Raw genomic sequence first — 20,450 nt, forward strand, 5'->3', positions numbered from 1 at the left:
GCGAGCCGATCGCGGAGATCGCACAAGATCCAGCAGACTGGTGCAACCGTTAGCGAGGGGGTAATTGGCTGCCGACCATGCGACCAAATGCCCCCGGATTGTGGGTTTGGCAGTAGAGTTTCCCTCGGCCTTTAAAGCGGCAAATAAAACCTTCTCCACCGAAAAATGCTCCCATCCAGCTTTGGTTAGCTTTGCCGATCGTGAAACTCAGACTCTTTTCAAAGGCAACAATATGGCCGGTGTCTACAACGTATTCTCCATCCACATCAATTTCGTAGATTCCACCAAAGGCACTGAGCAACACCAATCCAGAGCCACTGGCCGTCAACCAAAACAGTGATTCTCCGGAGAACAGCGATTTAAACCCTTGGAACCCCAATTCAATGTCTACCCCTGGGGTACTGGCCATATAGCCCGTGGACTGAATGACCAGTTCTGCCCCCTTGAGTTGATAGGGCAGAATGTCTCCCATTAATTTAGGTGCAAGAAAAATTTCCCCCGGTTCCCCATGGGTTTGAAAAACGCTTAAAAACAGGGATTCTCCCGCCAACATTCGCTTGAGCCCGCCTAGAATGCCGCCACCTTTACCTTTGCGCAGGGTGGTGCTGACATTGAGGTTGCTGCTCATGGCCACCATGGAGCCCGCTTCAGCCACCAATTCTTCGTTGGGAGCCATGTCGATTTTGGCGATCGAGCTATCCGGTTGGTGCAAAATATCCAGTTTCATAATGAATTCTGCTAGACGACATGAGGATTATTTGATGAACCCAGGGATCCAGAAGACTTGGGCGGATCGATGCATCGATCTACAGATCTTGCCCATGGGACTACCAACGAATCTTGCTGCGTAGGAAGCCGACCAATCCACTGATGCTGCGGGATTGTAGGTAGACTTCGCCTTGGCCCGTGAGTCGGTTGACTAGTCCTTCTCCAGAAGTCACTGAACCCAGCAGGCCCCCGGCTAGCTTGATATTCATTTTGATGCTGGGATCGTAGGCAACCAGGTGGCCAGAATCGACAATATATTCCCCATTGATTTGCCGCTTGCTGAGCCCACCGTAGGCCCCCAGGAACACAATGCCATTGCCGCCAACCTTCAGTTTGAAAAGCCCTTCACCCGCCAGCCAACTGGAAAATCCAGCCCAGTGGACTCCCAAATGGACGTTCCCCGCGTGGGCAATGTAGGCTCCGGGTTGGAGGCAGAGTTCCCGATTTTTTAGTTCGAGGCAGGTAATGTCCCCGATCGTGGATTGGGTCAACACGACTTGCTGGGGCTTCTGGGTGGAATTGCTAAAGGTATTAACGAAGAGCGATTCTCCGCCTAAAAAGGTTTTTAACAAGGCTGGGATCAAGCCCCCGGAAAACGAGGTTGCGATCGTCACGCCACCGTCCATACTGGCCATGGCTCCCGCTTCAGCAACCAAGCGTTCGCCGGGATTTAAGGTGATAAAAACGGTGGCAAAGGTAGGCTTATAGCGAATGTCATATTTCACAAAGGGCACTCCTTCAGGTGAATGAACCACGGTTCAATGAAGCACTGTGCATGCAAATTGCGCTGGGTACTGAGAGATCTCTAGCGAAGGTTGAGACAGGTTATGCACTTATCCTCAGACTACCCACCGTTACGATAGCTATAACTTCACCGTTCGATCACAAACTTTCCGATCGCTCTTCGCACCCGTTCAACCGGTGTCTGCCGAAACATGGACGATCGCATCTGAGGGCTAGCGGTTAAACCGAGCCTAGGAGAGATCTTATGGCGCAATCTATCTGTGGAGACTTACCCTAAAAAGAGTTTGTAGGCAGGATTCTGGCTCTCGTCCCAATAGCGATAGCCCAGGGTGTCTAAAAAGGCTTGCCACTCAGGCATTTCCTGGGGCGGCACTTGCATCCCTACCAGAATGCGACCGTAGTCGGCACCGTGGTTGCGGTAATGGAACAGGCTAATATTCCAGTTGGGACTCATGCAACTGAGGAATTTAATCAAAGCACCGGGCCGTTCTGGAAATTCAAAGCGATAGAGCAGTTCATGATCTGCCAAGGTGGAGTGGCCGCCCACCATATGACGCAGGTGGAGCTTGGCCAGTTCATCGTCGGTGAGATCGATCGTTTCAAAGTGGTTCTGCTCAAAGATTTCCTTGATCTGCACCGCATCCGATCGCCGACTAATTTGAACCCCAACAAAAATGTGAGCTTCCTTCGCAGCGGAAATGCGGTAATTAAATTCCGTAATGTTGCGAGTGCCTAAACATTCACAAAACCGCCGAAAGCTGCCCCGTTCTTCAGGAATGGTCACGGCAAAGACTGCCTCCCGCCGTTCCCCAATTTCCGCCCGTTCCGCCACAAACCGCAGCCGATCGAAGTTCATGTTGGCCCCACAGGCCACCGCCACCAAGGTTTGACCGTGAATACCCGTTTGCTCAACGTAGGCTTTAGCACCCGCGATCGCCAAGGCTCCGGCGGGTTCTAGGATCGATCGGGTGTCTTCAAACACATCTTTGATGGCAGCACAGGTATCATCGGTGTCTACCAAAATAATGTCATCTACGTATTGCTGACAAAGCCGGAAGGTTTCTTCCCCCACTTCCCGCACTGCCACGCCATCGGCAAAGAGTCCCACCTGGGGCAACCGAATCCGGTGGCCTGCTTTGAGCGATTGGCTCATGGCATCGGCATCTACAGGTTCCACGCCGATAATTTTGGTCTCCGGAGATAAGCGTTTGATGTAGGCGGCAATGCCGGAAATCAGCCCCCCCCCGCCGATCGCGACGAAAATCGCATGGATAGGCTTTTGGTATTGGCGGAGAATTTCCATGCCGATCGTGCCTTGCCCCGCAATCACATCGGGATCATCAAAGGGATGGATGAAGGTTAAGCCCTTTTCCTGCTCCAGTTGCCGCGCATGGGCATAGGCATCATCGTAGGTATCGCCATGGAGCACCACTTCCCCGCCGCGCGCCACGACCGCATTGACCTTCACCTGGGGCGTGGTCACAGGCATGACAATAATCGCCTTTGTCCCCAACTGTCTCGCACCCAGGGCAACGCCTTGGGCATGGTTGCCAGCGGAAGCCGCAATGACCCCCTGGGCCAAGACCTCCGGCGGCAGTTTTGCCATCTTGTTGTAAGCGCCCCGCAGCTTAAAGGAAAACACCGACTGCATATCTTCCCGTTTCAGCAGAATAGTATTGTGCAGCCGTGCTGAAAGGTTATGGGCTACTTCTAGGGGGGTTTCCTGAGCAACATCGTAAACACGGGCGGTCAGGATGCGTTCTAAATAGTCGGTGTGCATTGTTCGAGAAAGCGCCGTAGAAGAAAGCGCAGGTAGAAGAAGGGCAGCCGATCGTGAATGGTCTGGAAACGGCAGTTCTCTGAAGGGAACCTTTCTTACTCTACAACTGCCTACCCCGGCAAAGCACAAACCTTGGGTTAAACCTTGGAATAGGGAAACCTTGATAACCCTAGAGGATTGCTGGAGTACCGTTGGAAAATACTGTTGGGGAAATATTAAAAAACTCAGCCCATGAATCGTAGTCGAAATGGGCTGAGCTTTGTCAGAATTACCACTTGGGCGAAACCACCCTCATGTAACGAGCCTAACACTGAGGTTTTTGGAGATTTATTCTTCTTCCGGAACTTCATAGAATCTTGTTCCTAGCAATGCCTGTAACAATCAGTTAGCAGTCCCCGCCAACCTTGAAGAACCCTACCCAACTGGGTAAGACGCAGCGATCGGGGCCTTGCTTATCCTGCTTATTTTTGATTTTTATTAAAAAATTTTTTATCGCAGACTCACAGGCAAAGTTGAACTGACCCAGCAAGTTTGCTGCTGCCCTCGGTAGATCAGCCACAATTGCAGGTAATTCCCTCAATAGGATCGATTGACTGGAATCAATTGACTGGAATCGATCGATCTAATGCTGTAGGGATTTACGGTGACTAGAATCGGGCCGTCTGCAATCCAATCACAGAAATTACTATGGTGCTTCAGGGAATCGATATCTCGGAATATCAAGAAATCATTAATTGGTCTGCCGTCAGTGCAACCAATACGGTATTCGGAGTCGCTAAGGCCACCGAGGGTGTACAGTCTCGCGATCCCATGTTTCTGCGCAACTGGGCTGGGATGAAGTCCGCAGGCTTAATGCGCAGTGCTTACCACTTCTTTGTGGCCAATAAAGATCCCTTGCTGCAAGCCAAAAATTTTCTAGGACTGACCCAAGCCGTTTGGGAAGACAGTGATCTTCCCCCCGTACTGGACTTGGAAAAAAGCTATGGCTTGGATCCCAATACGGTGCTCGATCGAGCTGGACAGTGGTTGGATGCTGTGGAAGCAGCTTTGGGACGGCAACCGATTCTCTACACCTTTCCTAGCTTTTGGCACGATGCTTTAGGAAACTCGCCTCGTTTAGCCCATTACAAACTCTGGATTGCCCACTACGAAACCAATAATCCTTGGGTACCCGGCGGTTGGAAGACCTGGACATTTCACCAATACACCGAGTCTGGTGCAGTCTCTGGGATTGCAGGCCCCGTCGATCGCAATACCTTTAATGGCGATCTAGATTCCCTGGCCCGATTGCTCAAAGACAAACCCCCACTCCGCCAAGGGTACGAAGGTCAAGTCGTGCTGGAACTACAAAAATTGTTGAAGGGCAAAGGATTGGATGTGGGGAATCCTGATGGTGATTTTGGGCTGAAAACGAAAAATGCGGTTCGCACCTTCCAGTCCGCCCAGAAGTTGGCAGTCGATGGAATTGTGGGAAGCAAAACCTGGAATGCACTCTTGAGTAGCAGTGGAATGACAACGCCCCGCCCCCCTTCCAACTCTACGTTGGTTGATGTCTGTCGCAGTTACAAAGCATTGGCTCACCAAGATCAAGCATTGCAATGGTTACAAAGCAATATTGCGAAGCCAATTCTGGATCAATTCACTCTGCAGTGGCGGCAAACACAGTCCGTTTCGACATCACCGCTATCATTCATCAATGTTTGCAAAAGCTACAAAGCCCTGCCCCACCAAATCCAGGCATTACAACAACTCCAACAAAAACTCCCCCAAGCCACGTTGTCCCAGTTTCTCCAAATTTGGCGTAACTAAAAGCGATAGAATCAAAGGCCAATTCTACAAACAAAGCAACGGACTCAAGTCAGGAGTCGATCGGGGTGCTTTGGTCTAGCTGAAGGAGCGATCGCGGTTGGTCATTGGAACACCACAAACAGGGAAAAAAAGCAGGATCGTCGTCATTGGGGGCGGGGCAGCCGGTTTTTTTGGCGCGATCGCCGGTGCAGAAGTCAATCCATCGGCTCAGGTGACTGTCCTGGAGGCCGGTCGGGAATGCCTCGCGAAAGTTCGCATCTCCGGAGGGGGACGCTGTAACGTTACCCATCACTGTTTTGACCCCGCCGCCTTGGTGCACCATTATCCTCGGGGAGCTAAGGCGTTGCGGGGAGCCTTTTCCCGGTTTCAACCCAAGGATACGATCGCCTGGTTCACCCGTCGGGGTGTGGAACTGAAAACCGAAGCCGATGGCCGGATGTTTCCCACCACCGATGACTCGGGCACGATCGTTGATTGCTTAATGACCGCCGCTCGACAGGCTGGCGTCAAATTGTGGTTGGGAGCCATGGTGAAAACCGTGGAAAAAGTCGGGGAGACCTTTCGAGTCCACCTGCGATCGGGGGATGAGCTCGTGTGCGATCGCCTGTTGTTGGCCACGGGTAGCAGTCCCCAGGGGTACCAATTGGCAAAGGCATTGGGTCACACGATCGTGCCTCCCGTCCCCTCGTTATTCACCCTAACGATTCGGGATCCTCGCCTACAGGACTTGGCGGGGGTTGCGGTTAGTAATGCCCATCTCAAGCTACAAGTGGAGGGCGACTCCGCCAAATTGGAGCAAACCGGGCCAGTGCTGATTACCCACTGGGGGCTGAGTGGGCCAGCGGTCTTAAAGCTATCAGCTTGGGGGGCTCGTCTCCTGCATCAAACTCGGTATCAAGCCAAACTCCGCATTAATTGGCTACCCAGTTCCACACCGGATAACCTGCGGCAAGAACTGTTAAAGGTCAAATCCCAACTGGCCAAAAAAACGATCGCCGGAAATTGTCCCGTCATGCTGCCCCGCCGTCTTTGGGAAAGTCTAGTCGTGCAGGTGGGGATCACGCCCCAAGCCCGTTGGGCGGATTTCTCGAAACCAGCCATGAACGCACTGATTCAGGAACTCTTTCAAGGGGAATACGTCGTCTCTGGTAAGGGTGTCTTTAAGGAAGAATTTGTCACCTGTGGTGGGGTCGAACTCAAGGAAGTAGACTTTAAAACCCTAGAAAGTCGGATTTGTCCCGGCCTTTATTTCGCAGGGGAAGTGTTAGATATTGATGGCGTAACGGGTGGGTTTAATTTTCAAAGTGCCTGGACAACGGGTTGGCTAGCAGGGCAAGCGATCGGTCAGGGGTGTGACCATCCAATCCACTAAGCCCATGCACGCTAAACCCATGCGCTAAATCCATCGGCTGCATAAATCGTTCAGATACGCCGTTAGATCAGATACGCCGTTAGAGTTCTGTATCGGGAATCTAGATCCATTGGAGAAAGCAATCCGTTCTCCACAATCCAGATCTTGAGGCCAAACTTGCCCGGTCAAAATCTACAAACTGACAAAATCTACAAACTGAGAGGTGGCTCAATGAGGGGAAGATTCACAGGATTAGGCATTTTGGGCGCGATCGGAGTGAGCCTGCTGGGGGCACCCATGGCACAGGCTGACTGGCCTGGACAAGTCTCTGGGCACATCTATGTTGGCGGTGAACAACGCCGGGTTGAAACCTCTCGGACAATCATTATCAATGGCCAAAATAGCCAACCCACAGTTATCTACGAGAAAACTGAACAACGGCAACCCAGTCATTGGGGCGGTTCTGCCAGCTATTACTCCTATGGCAATCACAACAACTGGGAAAACCGCAATACCTGGGAAAACCATAATACCTGGGGCAATCATACCTGGGGCAACCCCGGCAACTGGCCCCAGCGTCGGTTTCCTCCCACTCCCCCAATTACACACCAGCCCTCAGTGATCTATCCATCCGTTGGACAACCGATCGTCATTAATAACCCTCAGAATGTCTATATTGCACCCCGACGATACTCAGGATACAACTTCCGCACACGGGTTTGTACGACCAGCTTTGAGGGCATTCGCACCTGTAATGATTGACAAGGGATGAAAGGATTGGTGAGGGAGGACGGGCAACCCAGGGAAGATGACCGCAGGACACTGGTTCATCTAGCCCTAGATCTCGTAGCCCTAGATCTCGCCCTTACAGGCCCCAACCTTCCTGTTCCAACTCCTCAATGACTTGCATTCCACGGGTATCCCCGAGCTTCAGCATGGCAGATTTGGCATCTTCTCGCACGCTGAGATCTTCATCCTCAGCAAACGCTTCAATCAACGCATCTACTGCGGTTGCATAGATCACATTCGAGGGCAGTTCCCGACACAGTTCTCCGATCGACCAGGCGCAATTACTCCGCACCGCAGACACCGCATCCCGACGTAACCCTTCAATCAAAGGGGGGATGGTGGTAATCATTTCCTCGTAGCCGATCGAGGCCATTTGAGCCAGGGAGCTAGCAGCCCACAGGCGAACCGCCGAAATATCATTTTTCAACGCTTCAAGGAGGGTAGGCAGCGTCCGCTTGTCCCGGCAGTTACCCAACGCCCAGACAATCCCTTTGCGCACATAACCGTTCCAATCCTGGTTGTATTGGTTAATGAGCGGTTCCACCACTTCCGGACTGGTATTACGACCCAACCCATAGGCTGCGCTGACCCGTACTAAGGCACAATCATCCTTGAGTAAGTGGATCAACGGCGCGATCGCACGAGCATCTTGCAACTCACAAAACACCCGTGCCGCAGTCATCCGCTGCTGGACATCGGGGGAACTCAGTAACGGCAAAATCTCCTCAGGATTGGGCTTAGGCATCCCTTCTTCCGGGGAGATGACCGGGAGCCGATCTAACGGATCTTCTAAATCGGCTTCTAAATCGAGAACGCTTAAATCATCATTGCTATACATAACTTTTAAGGGTATCGGGTAAAGGGTGCCTGGGTAAAGAGGCATGCAGTTCACCGATGGCCGATTACAGCATCAATGGGAACAACTCAAGACAACTCCGTTGCTACAACTGAAGTGACAAGTTGGCAACTACTGGGCAACTATAAACTTTCGAGGTAGCTTAAGAGGTCTGCCATTTCTTGGGGACTGGGCTGAAACTGCGGCATAGGTGGAGTGTTGCCGCTAATGACTTGCTCAATCAATGCTTGGCGGGACTTATGGCCGGATACCCCTTTTAGACTGGGGCCAACTTTGCCATCAGCCATTAAGCCATGGCAACCAGAGCAGTTCATTTGAAAAATTGCATGACCTTGCACAACGTTTCCTGGGCGGGTCAGCACACTGCGGACGTAGGGATCGGGACGATGAAAAGGTCTCATCCCCATTAATGCCAAGGCACAGGCCAACAGCAGTACTAGAAGCCCTAGCGCTGCCCTACGATTCAAGCCTTCAGTTTTGACCAACTGCTCGTTCAAAGGTCTTTGCTTATATCGACAATTTAAAAGGAAAGTTACGAGACTCTCTATACAAACAGTAACAAACTTTAGCCATCTCAGTCCACGCAAATCTACGGATAGCAACCAGGCTAAGCTTTAGGGGCTGAAGGGCGATCGTTGCTCTCCCCCGAAATTTGTATGGTTTTATGGGAATTTCTTCACACAAGGTGATGTTTTGACTGCGAAACAGATTACCATAGGACAGGGTTATGAATTGATACAAATTTGCTGTGCAAAAGCAGCATTGTTGTTAGGAGGCGAGAACATGGTTGAACCAATTTTGTTGGGCATTGTCCTAGGTTTAGTTCCTGTGACGATCGCAGGGTTGTTTGTTGCGGCTTACACGCAGTATCGTCGTTCTAACCAGTTTGAATAGGTTAGTTTGTATAAGTTAGTTGATTGGCTTAGGTTTTGACTTGACGAAATGTTGACTGACGGTTGTTCTGACTTAAGCAGTACAAAGCTCATTTAGAAGAGCTAGTTGACTTAATGTCACGTTCGCCGATCGTCAAACAATTGAAAAAGCTTTGATGACAAGAAATTTGCGAATGAGGATATAGGATCCATAGTTCAATACTTCTGATTTAGGTCATCGAACCTTATAGTTAAGTCAACTTAACAATTACATCAAAAATTTCATCAATTCAATCAAGCTTTACGATCGCGCTACGGTTCGTGAAGCTTTTGTTTTTTTGAGGTGCTGATGACTGTGCTCATTGACTGTGCCTATTGACTGTCCCCATCCAGCCGTGCAGGCCATGGGTGTTTCGAAACAGACTTGTCATCCCCTTGCCATATAGCCTGCCTAAACTATAAGCATTAAAGTTAGGAAAGTGGCTACTGGACAAACATCATGGAACCCTCTCTGATGAAGTTTTTATTGTGGGATACGTTCCACATTATCTATGTCCATCGGAATTGGATGGGCTGGAATTTATTGTTAGCGTTAATCCCATTGGTTTTAAGCGTTATATTATTTCGCAGGGGCGAGTTGGATACGACTTCTACTAAACCGTATCAGGAAAAACCGTATCAGGAATCGCAATCGACTCAATCCAGACAACCTCGATCGCGATCGATTCACGATCGGATAATTGCACGAGGACTACGGTATCTCGGAAAATTAACAGCCACAGTACAGAGTCGTTCTTGGCTGTGGTGGGTGGGGTTCATCATCTTTGTTGCCTTTCTACCAAATGCACCTTACATATTGACCGATGTCATTCATCTAGTGAAAGCAATCCAAGGTGAACCTTCGATTTGGCGGAGTTCGCTAGTATTTATTCCTGTGTTTTTAGGATTTATGTTTTTGGGATTCGAATCCTATGTCATCAGCATGATTAACTTAGGCGCTTATCTCAATAGGACTGGAAAGAGCCAATACATTAGCTATGCAGAGATTTTTCTACATTTTATGAGCGCGATCGGCATTTATTTAGGCCGATTTATGCGGTTCAATAGTTGGGACATTGTAACCAATCCAGATGGCTTAGTTGGATATGTGGTAGATGATTTACTCCAGCATCAACCAATCACTGCGATCGTGTATACCTTTATCGTCATCACACTATTGTATATCCCAACTAAAGAAGTCACTCTAGCAGTGATTGCCTATCGCCAGTTAAATCGCCCCCAAACGATGGGAGATCGGCTAATTTTAGAATAAATAACTGGGAGAGCAACTGAGGAGTGACTGGAAAGGATCTAGGGCTAGGCTAGAGCAGCCCCTAGGGGGGAGACCCATAGCCTAGGGGGATGACTTAGAGAATAACTCTAGCGATGGGGTTGGAGCCAATGGCTCAGGCTAGGGATTGGGACTGAGCTCGTTATTCCGAGATGAGATCTGGGCATCATAAAAGAATGTGGCTCGACTCGTCTTGTATCCCTGAATATCCCCATGACCCTCAACCCGGCACCTAATCTGTCTGACTCTGTGCAACTGTCTGACTCTGTGCAATCCACCACTCAGCTTGAATCAGAAACCCCAACCTTAGATCAGCAGATCCAAGCCTTTACTCGGGTAATTCATAACATTCGAGCAGCCTTAGATCTAGAGACTATATTCAAGACCACAGCCACAGAAGTCCGAAAATTATTGGAAGCCGATCGGGTGGCTGTTTTCCAGTTTGACCTGAGCCAGGACTGGGCAGGTTCGTTTGTGTCTGAAGATGTCTCCCCGGTCCATCCCTCCGCTCTACAGGCATCGGTTTATGATCATTGTTTTGGGGGCAGATTTGCAGAGCAGTATCAACTTGGGCGCATTCAGGCCGTCGCAGATATCTATGAGGCAGAACTCAGTGAATGTCATGTTCAGATCTTAGAACAGTTTCAGGTTCGCGCCAATTTGGTTATCCCGCTCCTCCAGGACACAAAGCTTTGGGGACTACTGTGTGTGCATCAATGCCAAGGGCCGCGAATTTGGAGCCAGCGAGAAATTGAGTTCGTTCGTCAAATTGCCCAGCATTTTGATATTGCATTAAAACAAGTTGCTGATGTACAACAATTGCAATATCAATTACAGCAACAAAAGGCACTCACCCGCGTCATCACCCGAATTCGAGAATCGCTGAATCTAGAAACCATCTTTCAACGAACAGTCACGGAAGTTCAACAACTGCTAAAAGCCGATCGCGTAGCCATTTTCCAGTTCGATCGGCTACAGGATTGGGCCGGTAAATTTGTATCCGAAGATGTGAACGATGCCTATCCATCTGCCCTCGAACAACAAGTCTATGATCATTGCTTTGGAGAACAGTTCTCCCATTTCTACCAGCAGGGACGAGTGGGAGCGATCCACGACATTTATCAGCAAGATTTACAAGATTGTCATGTTGCCATCCTAGAAAAATTTGCTGTCCGATCCAATCTAGTTGCCCCAATTTTACAAGGGAAAGAATTATGGGGATTACTATGCATCCATCAATGCAGTTCACCTAGAAATTGGCTGCCCTCGGAAATTGAATTTGCTAGTCAGTTGGGAGAACAGTTAGGGGTTGCGCTGCAACAGAACGAACACCTCCAACACATGCAAGAACAGGCAACGCAGTTGGCGCAAGCAGAAATGCAAGCGAAGGCGGCAGAACGTCAAAAAATGCTGACCCAAACCTTCGATCGCATTCGTCAATCCTTGGATCTAGCAACCATCTTTCAAACGACTACCGCTGAAGTACGATCGCTCTTAAGTGCAGAACGGGTAGCGATTTTTCGATTTAATCCAGATTGGAGTGGGGATTTTGTGGCCGAGTCGGTTGCCCCCGGTTGGTTGCCTTTGGTTGGCGTCCTACCGTCCATTCAGGATACCCACTTGCAAGAAACCCAAGGAGGGCGGTATCGCCACAATGAAACGTTAGCCGTGGATGACATCTATACCGCAGGCCATCAACCCTGTCACGTTGCGCTGCTGGAAGAATTTGAAGCAAAGGCGTATGTAGTTGCTCCCGTCTTCCAAGGGTCAGAGTTATGGGGATTGCTAGCAGCCTATCAGAATTCCAGCGCTCGTCAATGGCAGGCCGATGAAGTAGATCTGTTGACACAAATCGGCTCACAACTCAGTATGGCCCTACAGCAGACAGAACATGTCCGCCAACTGCAGGCGCAAGCCATGCAAATTGCCAAAGCTTCAGAACGCCAAGCTGCCCTTGCAACTACGATCGCTCGCATCCGCAAATCCCTAGACATTGAATCGATTTTTGAAACAACCACATTGGAAGTGCGGCAACTCTTGGGGGTTGAGCGGGTAGCGATTTATCGGTTTTATGCCGGGGGAGGCGGTGACTTTGTTGCAGATTCGATCGTCAGTGATTGGCAACCCATGCCCCCAAAAAATCCCATTTCGCTAGATCATGATTTTTTAAAGACCACTAAACGGGGTAAATATCCACGTCACGAGATGTTTGTCACCATTTCCCAAGGGGAAACCCTCTGGGGCTTATTAGTTGCCTATCAAAACTCCCAACCCCGCTATTGGGAAGATGAGGAAGTCAAACTGTTATCCCAAGTGGCAGATCAATTAGGAGTCGCTCTGCAACAAGCAGAACTCTTAGAACACACGCAGCAGCAAACCGAAAAGCTCAATCAAGCCCTAAAAGATCTTAAGGAATCCCAAGGCCAGCTGATTCAAGGGGAAAAGATGGCCAGTCTTGGACAATTGATTGCAGGCATTGCCCATGAGATTAATAACCCTATCAATTTCATCTATGGGAACCTCCATCACGTAAATATCTATACCCAAGATCTCTTTAAAGTGATTGAAGCCTATCAATCAGCAATATCCCAGCCCCAGGAACAGATCGAACAACTCTTGGAATCCTTGGACTATCCATTTCTCTGCAAAGATTTACCCCAGACCCTGACTTCAATGGACGTTGGGGTGCAACGCATTCGAGATTTAGTAGTCTCGCTACGGAACTTCTCGCGATTAGATCAGACAGCAATTGTCCCAGCAAATCTGCACGATGGGCTTGACAGCACTCTTTTAATCTTGCAGCATCGCATCAAACCCCAAGTCGACAAACGACCTGAAATTCAGATTATGCGCCACTATGGTGAGGTACCGCTAGTGGAATGTTATCCAGCACAGGTCAATCAAGTGTTCATGAATGTTTTAAGCAATGCGATCGATGCGATCGATGACGCCCATCAGCAATTTCCCCAACGTAATCCCTACATCAAAATCCACACCGTGACCCTAGCCAACCAAGTGGTTCGGGTCACCATCAGCAATAGTGGACCCGCGATTGACCCATCGGTCATTCCTTCCATGTTCGATCCCTTCTTCACCACCAAAGACATTGGCAAAGGAACGGGGTTGGGTTTATCCATTAGCTATCAGATCATTGTTGAAAAACATGGCGGGAAGATGGGATGCTTTGTCAATGACAATGAAGAAACCACGCTTTGGGTTGAGCTGCCGACGACAGGGCTACACTCAACAGGACTGCACTGATGTTGCCACTGATGGATTTCAGCAACGCTATTGATTCCAGCTTGATTCAGCCACTGAAGGTCGGAGCAGGAGGCGTTTTTCCATGCGGGCGATCGCGCGCCACGTTGTCCCCAAGGCATCGGGATTAATCGACACCCCTTGAATGCCGTGGGCAATCGCGGTTTCCAATAGCATCTCATCTGGGTGGGGTGAATGCAGGCAGAGGATAGCGGGAATTTGTTTTTGATTCGTGACTTGCAAGAGATCGGTAATCACCTTCAGCATGGCTGGATGATGCAGCGGATAAAACTGATTAAGATAGGCATCATCCCGATCGATGGCAAAGAGGAGTTGATGTAAGTCCCCCGTCCCAATCATGACCCCTTGAACTCCCGCATCAATCAATGCATCCAACGCAAACAGGATCGCAGGAACCTCCGCCATGATCCACAATTCCACATGGGGTAACTGGAGTAAATCGGTTGCCCGAATCCGTTGGTAACAGGCTCGAAATTCCTCCACAGTTCGGACAAAGGGCAGCACCAATCTAAACGGCCCAGAGGACTGCCGACAGACTTGTTCGATCGCTCGCAGTTCCAACTCAAACCAATCCGGGAAAATCTGATAGCCCAGGGTACCGTGGGCCGTGAAGATCGAATCGTGCAGGCCACTGCGATGATCTAGGGTGCGATAAAACAGCGGACGATCGCCAACCGCTTGGGTGAAGGCCGTTAAGCGATCGACAATGAGCTGGTGCAATGCCGACAGATCTGCTGGAGCCATTAAACTTGGTAACGCAGCATCCCGCAGCCACGACGCCAACATTAATTCCGATCGCACTAAGCCAATCCCATCAATTGGGAGCGATCGCAATGCCTCAACCCCATCCACTTGACTCAGGCTGACCAATAACTGAGTGGCGGTGACCGGATAACGGAGGGGATGGAGGGCCCGCTCGTCCGCGATCGTAGTCTGGGGCAACGATCGATCAACCCCCTCAAAATCCTCTGGGGACTCCACTTGATACACCTGGTGGTTATCAATGCAGAGCCAATCCCCCGTCCGAAACATTTGACTCGCTTGGGGCACATTCACCACGATCGGAATCCCCAGTTCCCGCGCCAAAATCGCCCCATGGCTGGTCAGACTACCTTCCTCAGTGACAAAGGCGATCGCATGGTTGAGCTGAGGCACCCAGTTGGGTTGCAACTTCGCCGTCACAATAATCCTTCCTGGAGGAATATCTGCTGGCAACCCATCCTGGGAAATAACCACCGCTGGCCCTCGACAGCGTTGTTGTCCAGTGGTTGAGCCCGCCAGTTTGACAGGCGCGGCACCGAGGGAGCGATCAGACTGGGCTTGAGGATCCACTAGGGAATCCAGTCGTTGTCCGAGGGTCGGCGCTTCCCTGGAACCTGCCATCGGAGACAAGGCACAGAACGGGAAATCCGGCGCAATGCCATCGGACACCAAATTCAGGCCAGGACGCACATCCATAACCCAGAGGCGATCGGGCTGGGCCGCACCCTGGGCAGTCGCGCCCCTTTCCCAGAGCACATCAACCCGTAAATGAGTTCCAACATCCTGTTGCAACCGCAGTCCAAGGTCGATCGTGCTTTGCAGTTGACTCAGGGTCAAGGCCCACGTCTCTCGATCAACACTGGGACAGCGGAGCAGTTGCCGAGTCGCCAGATCGATGGTGAATTCTTCGACCACCCCATCCAGCAGCGGATCAAGGGTCAGATCCCGGAGCAGGAGTAAGCCTTGGCCCTCACTGAGGTTCAAGGTTGCATAGGTCGCGATCGGGGGTAAGGCTTGCACGACAACGGACAGCGGGATCTCGTTCAAGGCATCGGTTTGCAATTGCCAGTAGGCTAGATTTCTGGCTCGAGCCACTTCCGCCCACACCTCTTTGAGCGATCGCAGGAAGCTCAACGGGCGACGATCGTACTGCGTCACCTTGGGCAGTAGGCAATCTTCTTCAGCTTGGGCCAGGGCCGCGCTGGGGCGTGTGATGGAACTGCGCAACCAGAGCCACTGGCCATCCCAGGAGTCCAGGGCAATGTGCTCCGATCCCCAGGGGGAAGCGGTTTGGAGGGTTGATCGTCCGATCGCCTGTTGGGCTAAGGCATCCACTGCCGTCCACAGTTCTGTGACCCAGGGATCTGTCAAGGAGACCTTGAGAATTTGTTGGCGACAATGTTGGGCCATGGACTGTAGTCGCTTGGGATCAGCGCTATTGCCTGAGATCCCGATCGGGGGGAGATCTAGATCCGCTAGAACCGCCTGAAAAACGTGCCTGGGAATGACGAAGCCGGACAGAATCGGATAGCCTCGCTGCTGTAGGTCGTGCAACTGCCAGGCCCGATCGCCCACAAAGACTTGATCGTTGAGTGCAAGTTGATCCAACCAATAGAATGCTTTAGCCACGGGCAGAAGCTCAAAAAGGACAACGACAGGCAAGTGGAGAGATTCAGCACTTGCAAAGATTCCCTTGCAAAGATTTCATCACTGTAAAACTCGATCGTTGAAAAACTCAATGTATTGAAAAATATTGCTGGCTGCTACCTATGTCGATACTTATACATTGAATACATTCCTTTTCCTAGTCCTGATTGAATCGGCCTCCATTTTCCTAGCCCTCACTGGATGAATTCCGGAACGCCCTAGAGCAAACTATTACAGAGCAGCCGTGAAAAGTCGCCCTCACTAGGCATTTGGGCATCCTAACAAAGAAACTGCAAACCGTGGCAAAGAGAGCGAGCAAATCAGGCCAGTGCAAATCAGTAGTTTTCTCAACCTCTTCTTACAAAATACCTGTGGACTCTGCGATCGGGCAGCAACAGACTGTCTCTGCCCCGCTTGCCAACACCAAGTTCTCTTAGATCGCGGCCAGGGTGCGGTGGCCGAACATCCAGCCACCGCCGATCGGGTCTTTGCCTGGGGGCGCTATGATCGCAGCGTGAAGCGGGCGATCGCCCAGTTGAAGTATGGCCACCAGCCCCAAATCGGCGACTGGTTTGGTCAGCAATTGGCGGCAGCTTGGATCGATCGGGGGTTGTCTAAAGCCTCTCCTCGGTTAATTGCAGTGCCCATCCCCTTGGCCGCCGATCGTCGGAAACAACGGGGCTATAACCAAGCAGAACAGATTGCCCGATCGTTTTGTCAGCGGGTTGGCTATCCCTTACAGCCTCAAGGCCTATTGCGGGTGCGGGAAACCCAGGCACAGTACCAACTGTCCGGTCGCGATCGGATAGACAATTTGGCCCAGGCGTTCCGGCTGAATCCCCAGTGGCAGCAATCCCCACCGCGCGATCCGGTTGTCTTGATTGACGATATCTATACCACCGGAGCAACGATCCAGGCAGCAACGGCAGTGCTACGCCGATCGGGGATTCGGGTCTGGGGCTGTGCAGTAGTAGCACGGGCAGGAGCCTCCCTCGGAAGTCCGCCCAGTTCCTGAAGACCCCCAGTTCCTGAAGACCCCCAACGCCTAGTGACGACGCAGGATGGTCGGCGGCGGAAAGTCGAGGGATTGGAAAACGGGCACCGGATCGAGTCCTGTGATGTGGTGGAATTCTTCTGGTGTGAGGGTGCGGGTCATGCCATCCATCGCCCAAGCCTGTAGGCGATCGTCTACGCAACTGAGAAACTCGATACCGCGAGGCATGGGAACCCTCAGCCACAATGCAGCCAGGGTTTCCGCTAGGGCTAGCTCAATAATCGGGGCCGCATACACATCCATCAGTTCATCCAAGCAACTCGCAAACGCGTCGGCTTCGGTGCCATCCAGTTGATAGCTACTGACAATGTGCTTCACCCTTTGGTAGCTGATTTTTTCCTCCAGCGTCATGAAAACCCCAGTCTTGGCAAACCCAATTGCGTCATCTTTTTCCCAGCTTATACCAGCTTTCGGAAATCAGGACGAATTTTTCTGAATCTTCAACGATCTAGCGCTTTTAGGCCAACCCATTGACCCAAGCACGCTTTCACTGAACCCAAGCACACCTTCCTAGGGTTACCTGCTGCATTGTACCGACTCCGCAATAACCTGGGTAACCACGCGCTGTGCTGGCACCGGAACCGTAGCTAGACGATCGCTACCAGGGATTTTCTCAACTATTACGATATTTTTGGTCGTTGTTTGCTAAATTGACTCAATCTTGTTGTTTAAAATCAACCACGATCGCATCGGCAAAACAAATGCTAGCACTACTAGAAAATCACGAGCTAATTAAGCCTCGATCGATTGATCTAATGCAGCTTTAGCAATGCGGGTAATATACACCGTGACAGCAACCGTAGCCACAAACCCAACAATTCGAATCCCCCATTGTGCAATTTGCACTTCATGGTTCATTGCCACATCTCCCACCAGTGAACCAATGTAGACGTACATCACTGTGCCAGGAATCATCCCGATCGAGGCTAAGGCGTAGTCTTTGAAGGAGACATTCGTCAGGGAGAGGGCATAATTCAGCAAATTAAAGGGAAAAACTGGAGACAGGCGCGTGAGTAACACAATTTTGAAACCTGCCTGTCCAATTGCGCGATCGATCGCAGCAAATTTAGCATTTCCTGAAATTTTCTGGTCAACCCACTGGCGGGCAACGGTTCGCCCCAGGAGGAAGGCAAGAATAGCCCCCAGGGTTGCCCCCACCAAGACGTAGAGAGATCCCCAAACAATCCCAAAGAAGGCTCCGGCTCCCACGGTTAACACCGTACCCGGAATGAGCAACACGGTGGCGATCGCGTAAATCGCGATAAACCCCAAACCGCCCACCAAGCCCAAATTCTGCGACCACTGCAAAACCTGTTCAAAAAATCCATTCATAGATAGGGAGTCATCACGTGTAGAACCGTCAGGATCAACAGTCCGATGACCCATTGTAGCTTTGTCGGCTAAGACAGGCAGGCTCGTAGGCTAAGACAGGTTGCAGGCTAAGACAGGTTGCAGGCACTACACGCTATGTACGCCTTACCGCTATGCTGGGATTACATCACCTTTGCAAGTTGTCTAGTCAAGCAGTAGTAAGCCTGTGTTGCCTGTCTTTACCCACCGATTGAATGATGTTCCTGCGCGGGATCCTGATTGGATCCTTTCCTTGACGGCAGAAGAGCGCACCCGATCGCGGCTCCACTGCAAAACAGATGAAGGGGAAGCCATCTACCTCCAATTGCCGAGGGGCACGGTTTTGCAAGAAGGGGATTGGTTGCAATCCAACCATGGTCATCTTTTGCAAATCCTGGCTAAGCCCGAGCCGGTACTCACGGTAAAAGCGCAGTTTCCCCTAGCCCTGTTGCAGGCAGCCTACCATTTAGGCAATCGCCATGTGCCGCTGGAAATTACAGCCACCTACCTACGGCTAGCTCCGGATCCAGTGCTACAGCATTTGTTAGAACACCGAGGTTTGACGATCGTGGAAGAGGTTGCCCCCTTCCAACCAGAAACCGGAGCCTACGGAGAGCACTCCCATTAACCCCCGCTACCCTCCCACCCCCCCACCCCGCTACCCCAAATATGCAAACGTCCGGATTACTACGGTTAATGCAATTGGTCAGTCCCAGTTTACCTGTGGGTGCCTACAGCTATTCCGAGGGGCTGGAAACCCTAGTTCAAAGGGGAACGATCGCGAATGTTGAGCAGTTACAGCACTGGTTAATCCAGGAGCTGACCTATGGGGCCGTGCGCTTGGAAGCGGCGGTGATGCTGCGATCGTACCAAGCCAGCCAAGCGGGAGATCGGGCAGCCATCCAGTACTGGAATCAATGGCTGACGGCAGCAAGGGACACAGAGGAGCTACGATCGCAGAGTTTGCAAATGGGGCGATCGTTGTTGCGGTTATTTCAGGATGTACAGAGTAGCTTAGATTCAACTCGGACAACCGATTTAGAAACAGTTTTAACAACACTAGACGCATTGAAATCCCAAGGCTGTCATTTTGCCATTGCCTTTGGCTTAGTTGCATCTATGTGGGAAGTGGAAGAAACTGCTGCACTATTGGGTTATTTACACAGTTGGGCCAGCAACTTAGTCAGTGCAGCGATTAAGTTAGTACCCTTAGGCCAAACGGAAGGACAACGGTTATTGTTAACGCTCAATCCCACGATCGAACAGGCAGCGCAAACGATCGTTCAGTTGGCCGATGGGGATTTGGTGAGCTGTGGATGGGGTTTATCCCTAGCCAGTATGCACCATGAAACCCTCTACAGTCGCCTCTTTCGCAGTTAAATGACAACAATCCATTGCGTCTAGAATGTATCTCTCAAATTCCTTCGGAGTTCTCCAAATACTCTAAGCACTATTTGATGACTATGAGCCAACATTGAAGAATATGTTCATGGAAATTAGCTCTTTAGATCAAAAATCATTTCAGAACCATCTAGCTAAGTTAGAGGATTTATTCTAGAAAATGCTTACTATATCTAGAGTAGTCAACTAATCCGAATCATCTAAAAGTAGTAGTCTCAACAAATGGATCTTCACTTCAATAAAAAAAATCGGACAATTACTATATCGAATACAGAATACATCGAATTGAGAAATCTATACTCTGCTATCCGAGAATGGGAGTACGAAAATATATCTGTACCTGTAATCGCTAGAGGATGTGGCTTATTTCAAGTAGCGAATGGGGCAAAAACTTCTCCCATAGTTATTCTTGTTGGAGGATGGAGAATTTTATCGGAGGGAAAGGTCACAATTGTTGGGGGATTATTTCGAGCTGAAGATGAAGAGGGTAGGTATATTAGTCCAGTTGCAAAAAGCTTTGGCAGTAATATTACGATTAGGAACTAAGAATGGTTGATGCACGAAACATACGTTCACGGGATGTGAAAAAGCTGTATGGCTTGACTCGCAATCAATGCAGTAATCCGGACTGTCGGCAACCACTTATTGTTCCGAGTAA

The 20,450-nt window shown here is 50.5% G+C and carries 17 protein-coding genes; 9 read left to right on the forward strand and 8 right to left on the reverse strand.

Annotated elements, in window-relative coordinates; translation table 11 throughout:
- Window positions 1–49 precede the first annotated feature (49 nt).
- From H6G21_RS07080 to ilvA, 3 genes are all read right to left on the reverse strand, one after another.
- Complete coding sequence (locus H6G21_RS07080; RefSeq protein ID WP_190572080.1) at window positions 50–727, reverse strand: TIGR00266 family protein; 678 nt, start codon at window positions 725–727, stop codon at window positions 50–52.
- A gap of 100 nt (window positions 728–827) precedes the next feature.
- Complete coding sequence (locus tag H6G21_RS07085) at window positions 828–1,493, reverse strand: TIGR00266 family protein (RefSeq protein WP_190572082.1); 666 nt, start codon at window positions 1,491–1,493, stop codon at window positions 828–830.
- A gap of 287 nt (window positions 1,494–1,780) precedes the next feature.
- Complete coding sequence (gene ilvA / locus H6G21_RS07090) at window positions 1,781–3,367, reverse strand: threonine ammonia-lyase, biosynthetic (RefSeq protein WP_347277994.1); 1,587 nt, start codon at window positions 3,365–3,367, stop codon at window positions 1,781–1,783.
- 612 nt (window positions 3,368–3,979) lie between these two features.
- Between ilvA and H6G21_RS07095 the strand changes: the two genes are divergently transcribed.
- The 3 genes from H6G21_RS07095 (at window position 3,980) to H6G21_RS07105 (ending at window position 7,214) form a co-directional block, all read left to right on the forward strand.
- Window positions 3,980–5,101 (forward strand): GH25 family lysozyme, encoded by a 1,122-nt coding sequence (locus H6G21_RS07095; RefSeq protein WP_190572092.1) that lies wholly within the window; start codon window positions 3,980–3,982, stop codon window positions 5,099–5,101.
- Between the two features lie 97 nt (window positions 5,102–5,198).
- The gene (locus H6G21_RS07100; protein WP_199307083.1) at window positions 5,199–6,473 is read left to right on the forward strand and encodes an NAD(P)/FAD-dependent oxidoreductase; all 1,275 of its coding nucleotides are present in this window, start codon (window positions 5,199–5,201) and stop codon (window positions 6,471–6,473) included.
- Between the two features lie 210 nt (window positions 6,474–6,683).
- On the forward strand, window positions 6,684–7,214 hold the full coding sequence (locus tag H6G21_RS07105) for a hypothetical protein (protein WP_190572095.1): 531 nt from the start codon (window positions 6,684–6,686) through the stop codon (window positions 7,212–7,214).
- Between the two features lie 103 nt (window positions 7,215–7,317).
- Here H6G21_RS07105 and H6G21_RS07110 read toward each other — a convergent pair whose 3' ends face one another.
- On the reverse strand, window positions 7,318–8,079 hold the full coding sequence (locus H6G21_RS07110) for a HEAT repeat domain-containing protein (RefSeq protein WP_190572456.1): 762 nt from the start codon (window positions 8,077–8,079) through the stop codon (window positions 7,318–7,320).
- A 140-nt stretch (window positions 8,080–8,219) separates the two neighbouring features.
- Window positions 8,220–8,594 (reverse strand): cytochrome c, encoded by a 375-nt coding sequence (locus tag H6G21_RS07115; protein WP_190572097.1) that lies wholly within the window; start codon window positions 8,592–8,594, stop codon window positions 8,220–8,222.
- A gap of 286 nt (window positions 8,595–8,880) precedes the next feature.
- Between H6G21_RS07115 and petG the strand changes: the two genes are divergently transcribed.
- The 3 genes from petG (at window position 8,881) to H6G21_RS07130 (ending at window position 13,560) form a co-directional block, all read left to right on the forward strand.
- Window positions 8,881–8,991, forward strand: coding sequence for a cytochrome b6-f complex subunit V (gene petG / locus H6G21_RS07120; protein WP_190572098.1), 111 nt, complete (start codon window positions 8,881–8,883; stop codon window positions 8,989–8,991).
- A 477-nt stretch (window positions 8,992–9,468) separates the two neighbouring features.
- On the forward strand, window positions 9,469–10,281 hold the full coding sequence (locus H6G21_RS07125) for a DUF1361 domain-containing protein (protein ID WP_190572100.1): 813 nt from the start codon (window positions 9,469–9,471) through the stop codon (window positions 10,279–10,281).
- Window positions 10,282–10,512: 231 nt separating this feature from the next.
- Window positions 10,513–13,560, forward strand: coding sequence for a GAF domain-containing protein (locus tag H6G21_RS07130; protein ID WP_190572110.1), 3,048 nt, complete (start codon window positions 10,513–10,515; stop codon window positions 13,558–13,560).
- A gap of 27 nt (window positions 13,561–13,587) precedes the next feature.
- Here H6G21_RS07130 and H6G21_RS07135 read toward each other — a convergent pair whose 3' ends face one another.
- Window positions 13,588–15,969 carry a putative PEP-binding protein gene (locus tag H6G21_RS07135; protein WP_190572111.1) on the reverse strand — a complete coding sequence of 794 codons (2,382 nt, stop codon included), beginning with the start codon at window positions 15,967–15,969 and terminating at the stop codon, window positions 13,588–13,590.
- A 346-nt stretch (window positions 15,970–16,315) separates the two neighbouring features.
- Between H6G21_RS07135 and H6G21_RS07140 the strand changes: the two genes are divergently transcribed.
- Window positions 16,316–17,002 carry a ComF family protein gene (locus H6G21_RS07140; RefSeq protein ID WP_199307084.1) on the forward strand — a complete coding sequence of 229 codons (687 nt, stop codon included), beginning with the start codon at window positions 16,316–16,318 and terminating at the stop codon, window positions 17,000–17,002.
- A 30-nt stretch (window positions 17,003–17,032) separates the two neighbouring features.
- On the opposite strand, the gene H6G21_RS07145 is transcribed toward H6G21_RS07140, so the two are convergent.
- The gene (locus H6G21_RS07145) at window positions 17,033–17,392 is read right to left on the reverse strand and encodes a hypothetical protein (protein WP_190572113.1); all 360 of its coding nucleotides are present in this window, start codon (window positions 17,390–17,392) and stop codon (window positions 17,033–17,035) included.
- Between the two features lie 381 nt (window positions 17,393–17,773).
- Entirely contained in the window at window positions 17,774–18,373 is a 600-nt protein-coding gene (locus H6G21_RS07150; RefSeq protein ID WP_199307085.1) for a TVP38/TMEM64 family protein, read from the reverse strand.
- A gap of 208 nt (window positions 18,374–18,581) precedes the next feature.
- On the opposite strand from H6G21_RS07150, the gene ureE reads away from it, so the two are divergent.
- Together ureE and H6G21_RS07160 are read left to right on the forward strand one after the other, a co-directional pair.
- The gene (gene ureE / locus H6G21_RS07155) at window positions 18,582–19,019 is read left to right on the forward strand and encodes an urease accessory protein UreE (protein WP_190572460.1); all 438 of its coding nucleotides are present in this window, start codon (window positions 18,582–18,584) and stop codon (window positions 19,017–19,019) included.
- A 41-nt stretch (window positions 19,020–19,060) separates the two neighbouring features.
- Complete coding sequence (locus H6G21_RS07160) at window positions 19,061–19,771, forward strand: urease accessory protein UreF (protein ID WP_190572117.1); 711 nt, start codon at window positions 19,061–19,063, stop codon at window positions 19,769–19,771.
- Window positions 19,772–20,450: the final 679 nt, after the last annotated feature.

The organism is Alkalinema sp. FACHB-956 (assembly GCF_014697025.1).
Lineage (GTDB): Bacteria > Cyanobacteriota > Cyanobacteriia > Leptolyngbyales > Leptolyngbyaceae > Alkalinema.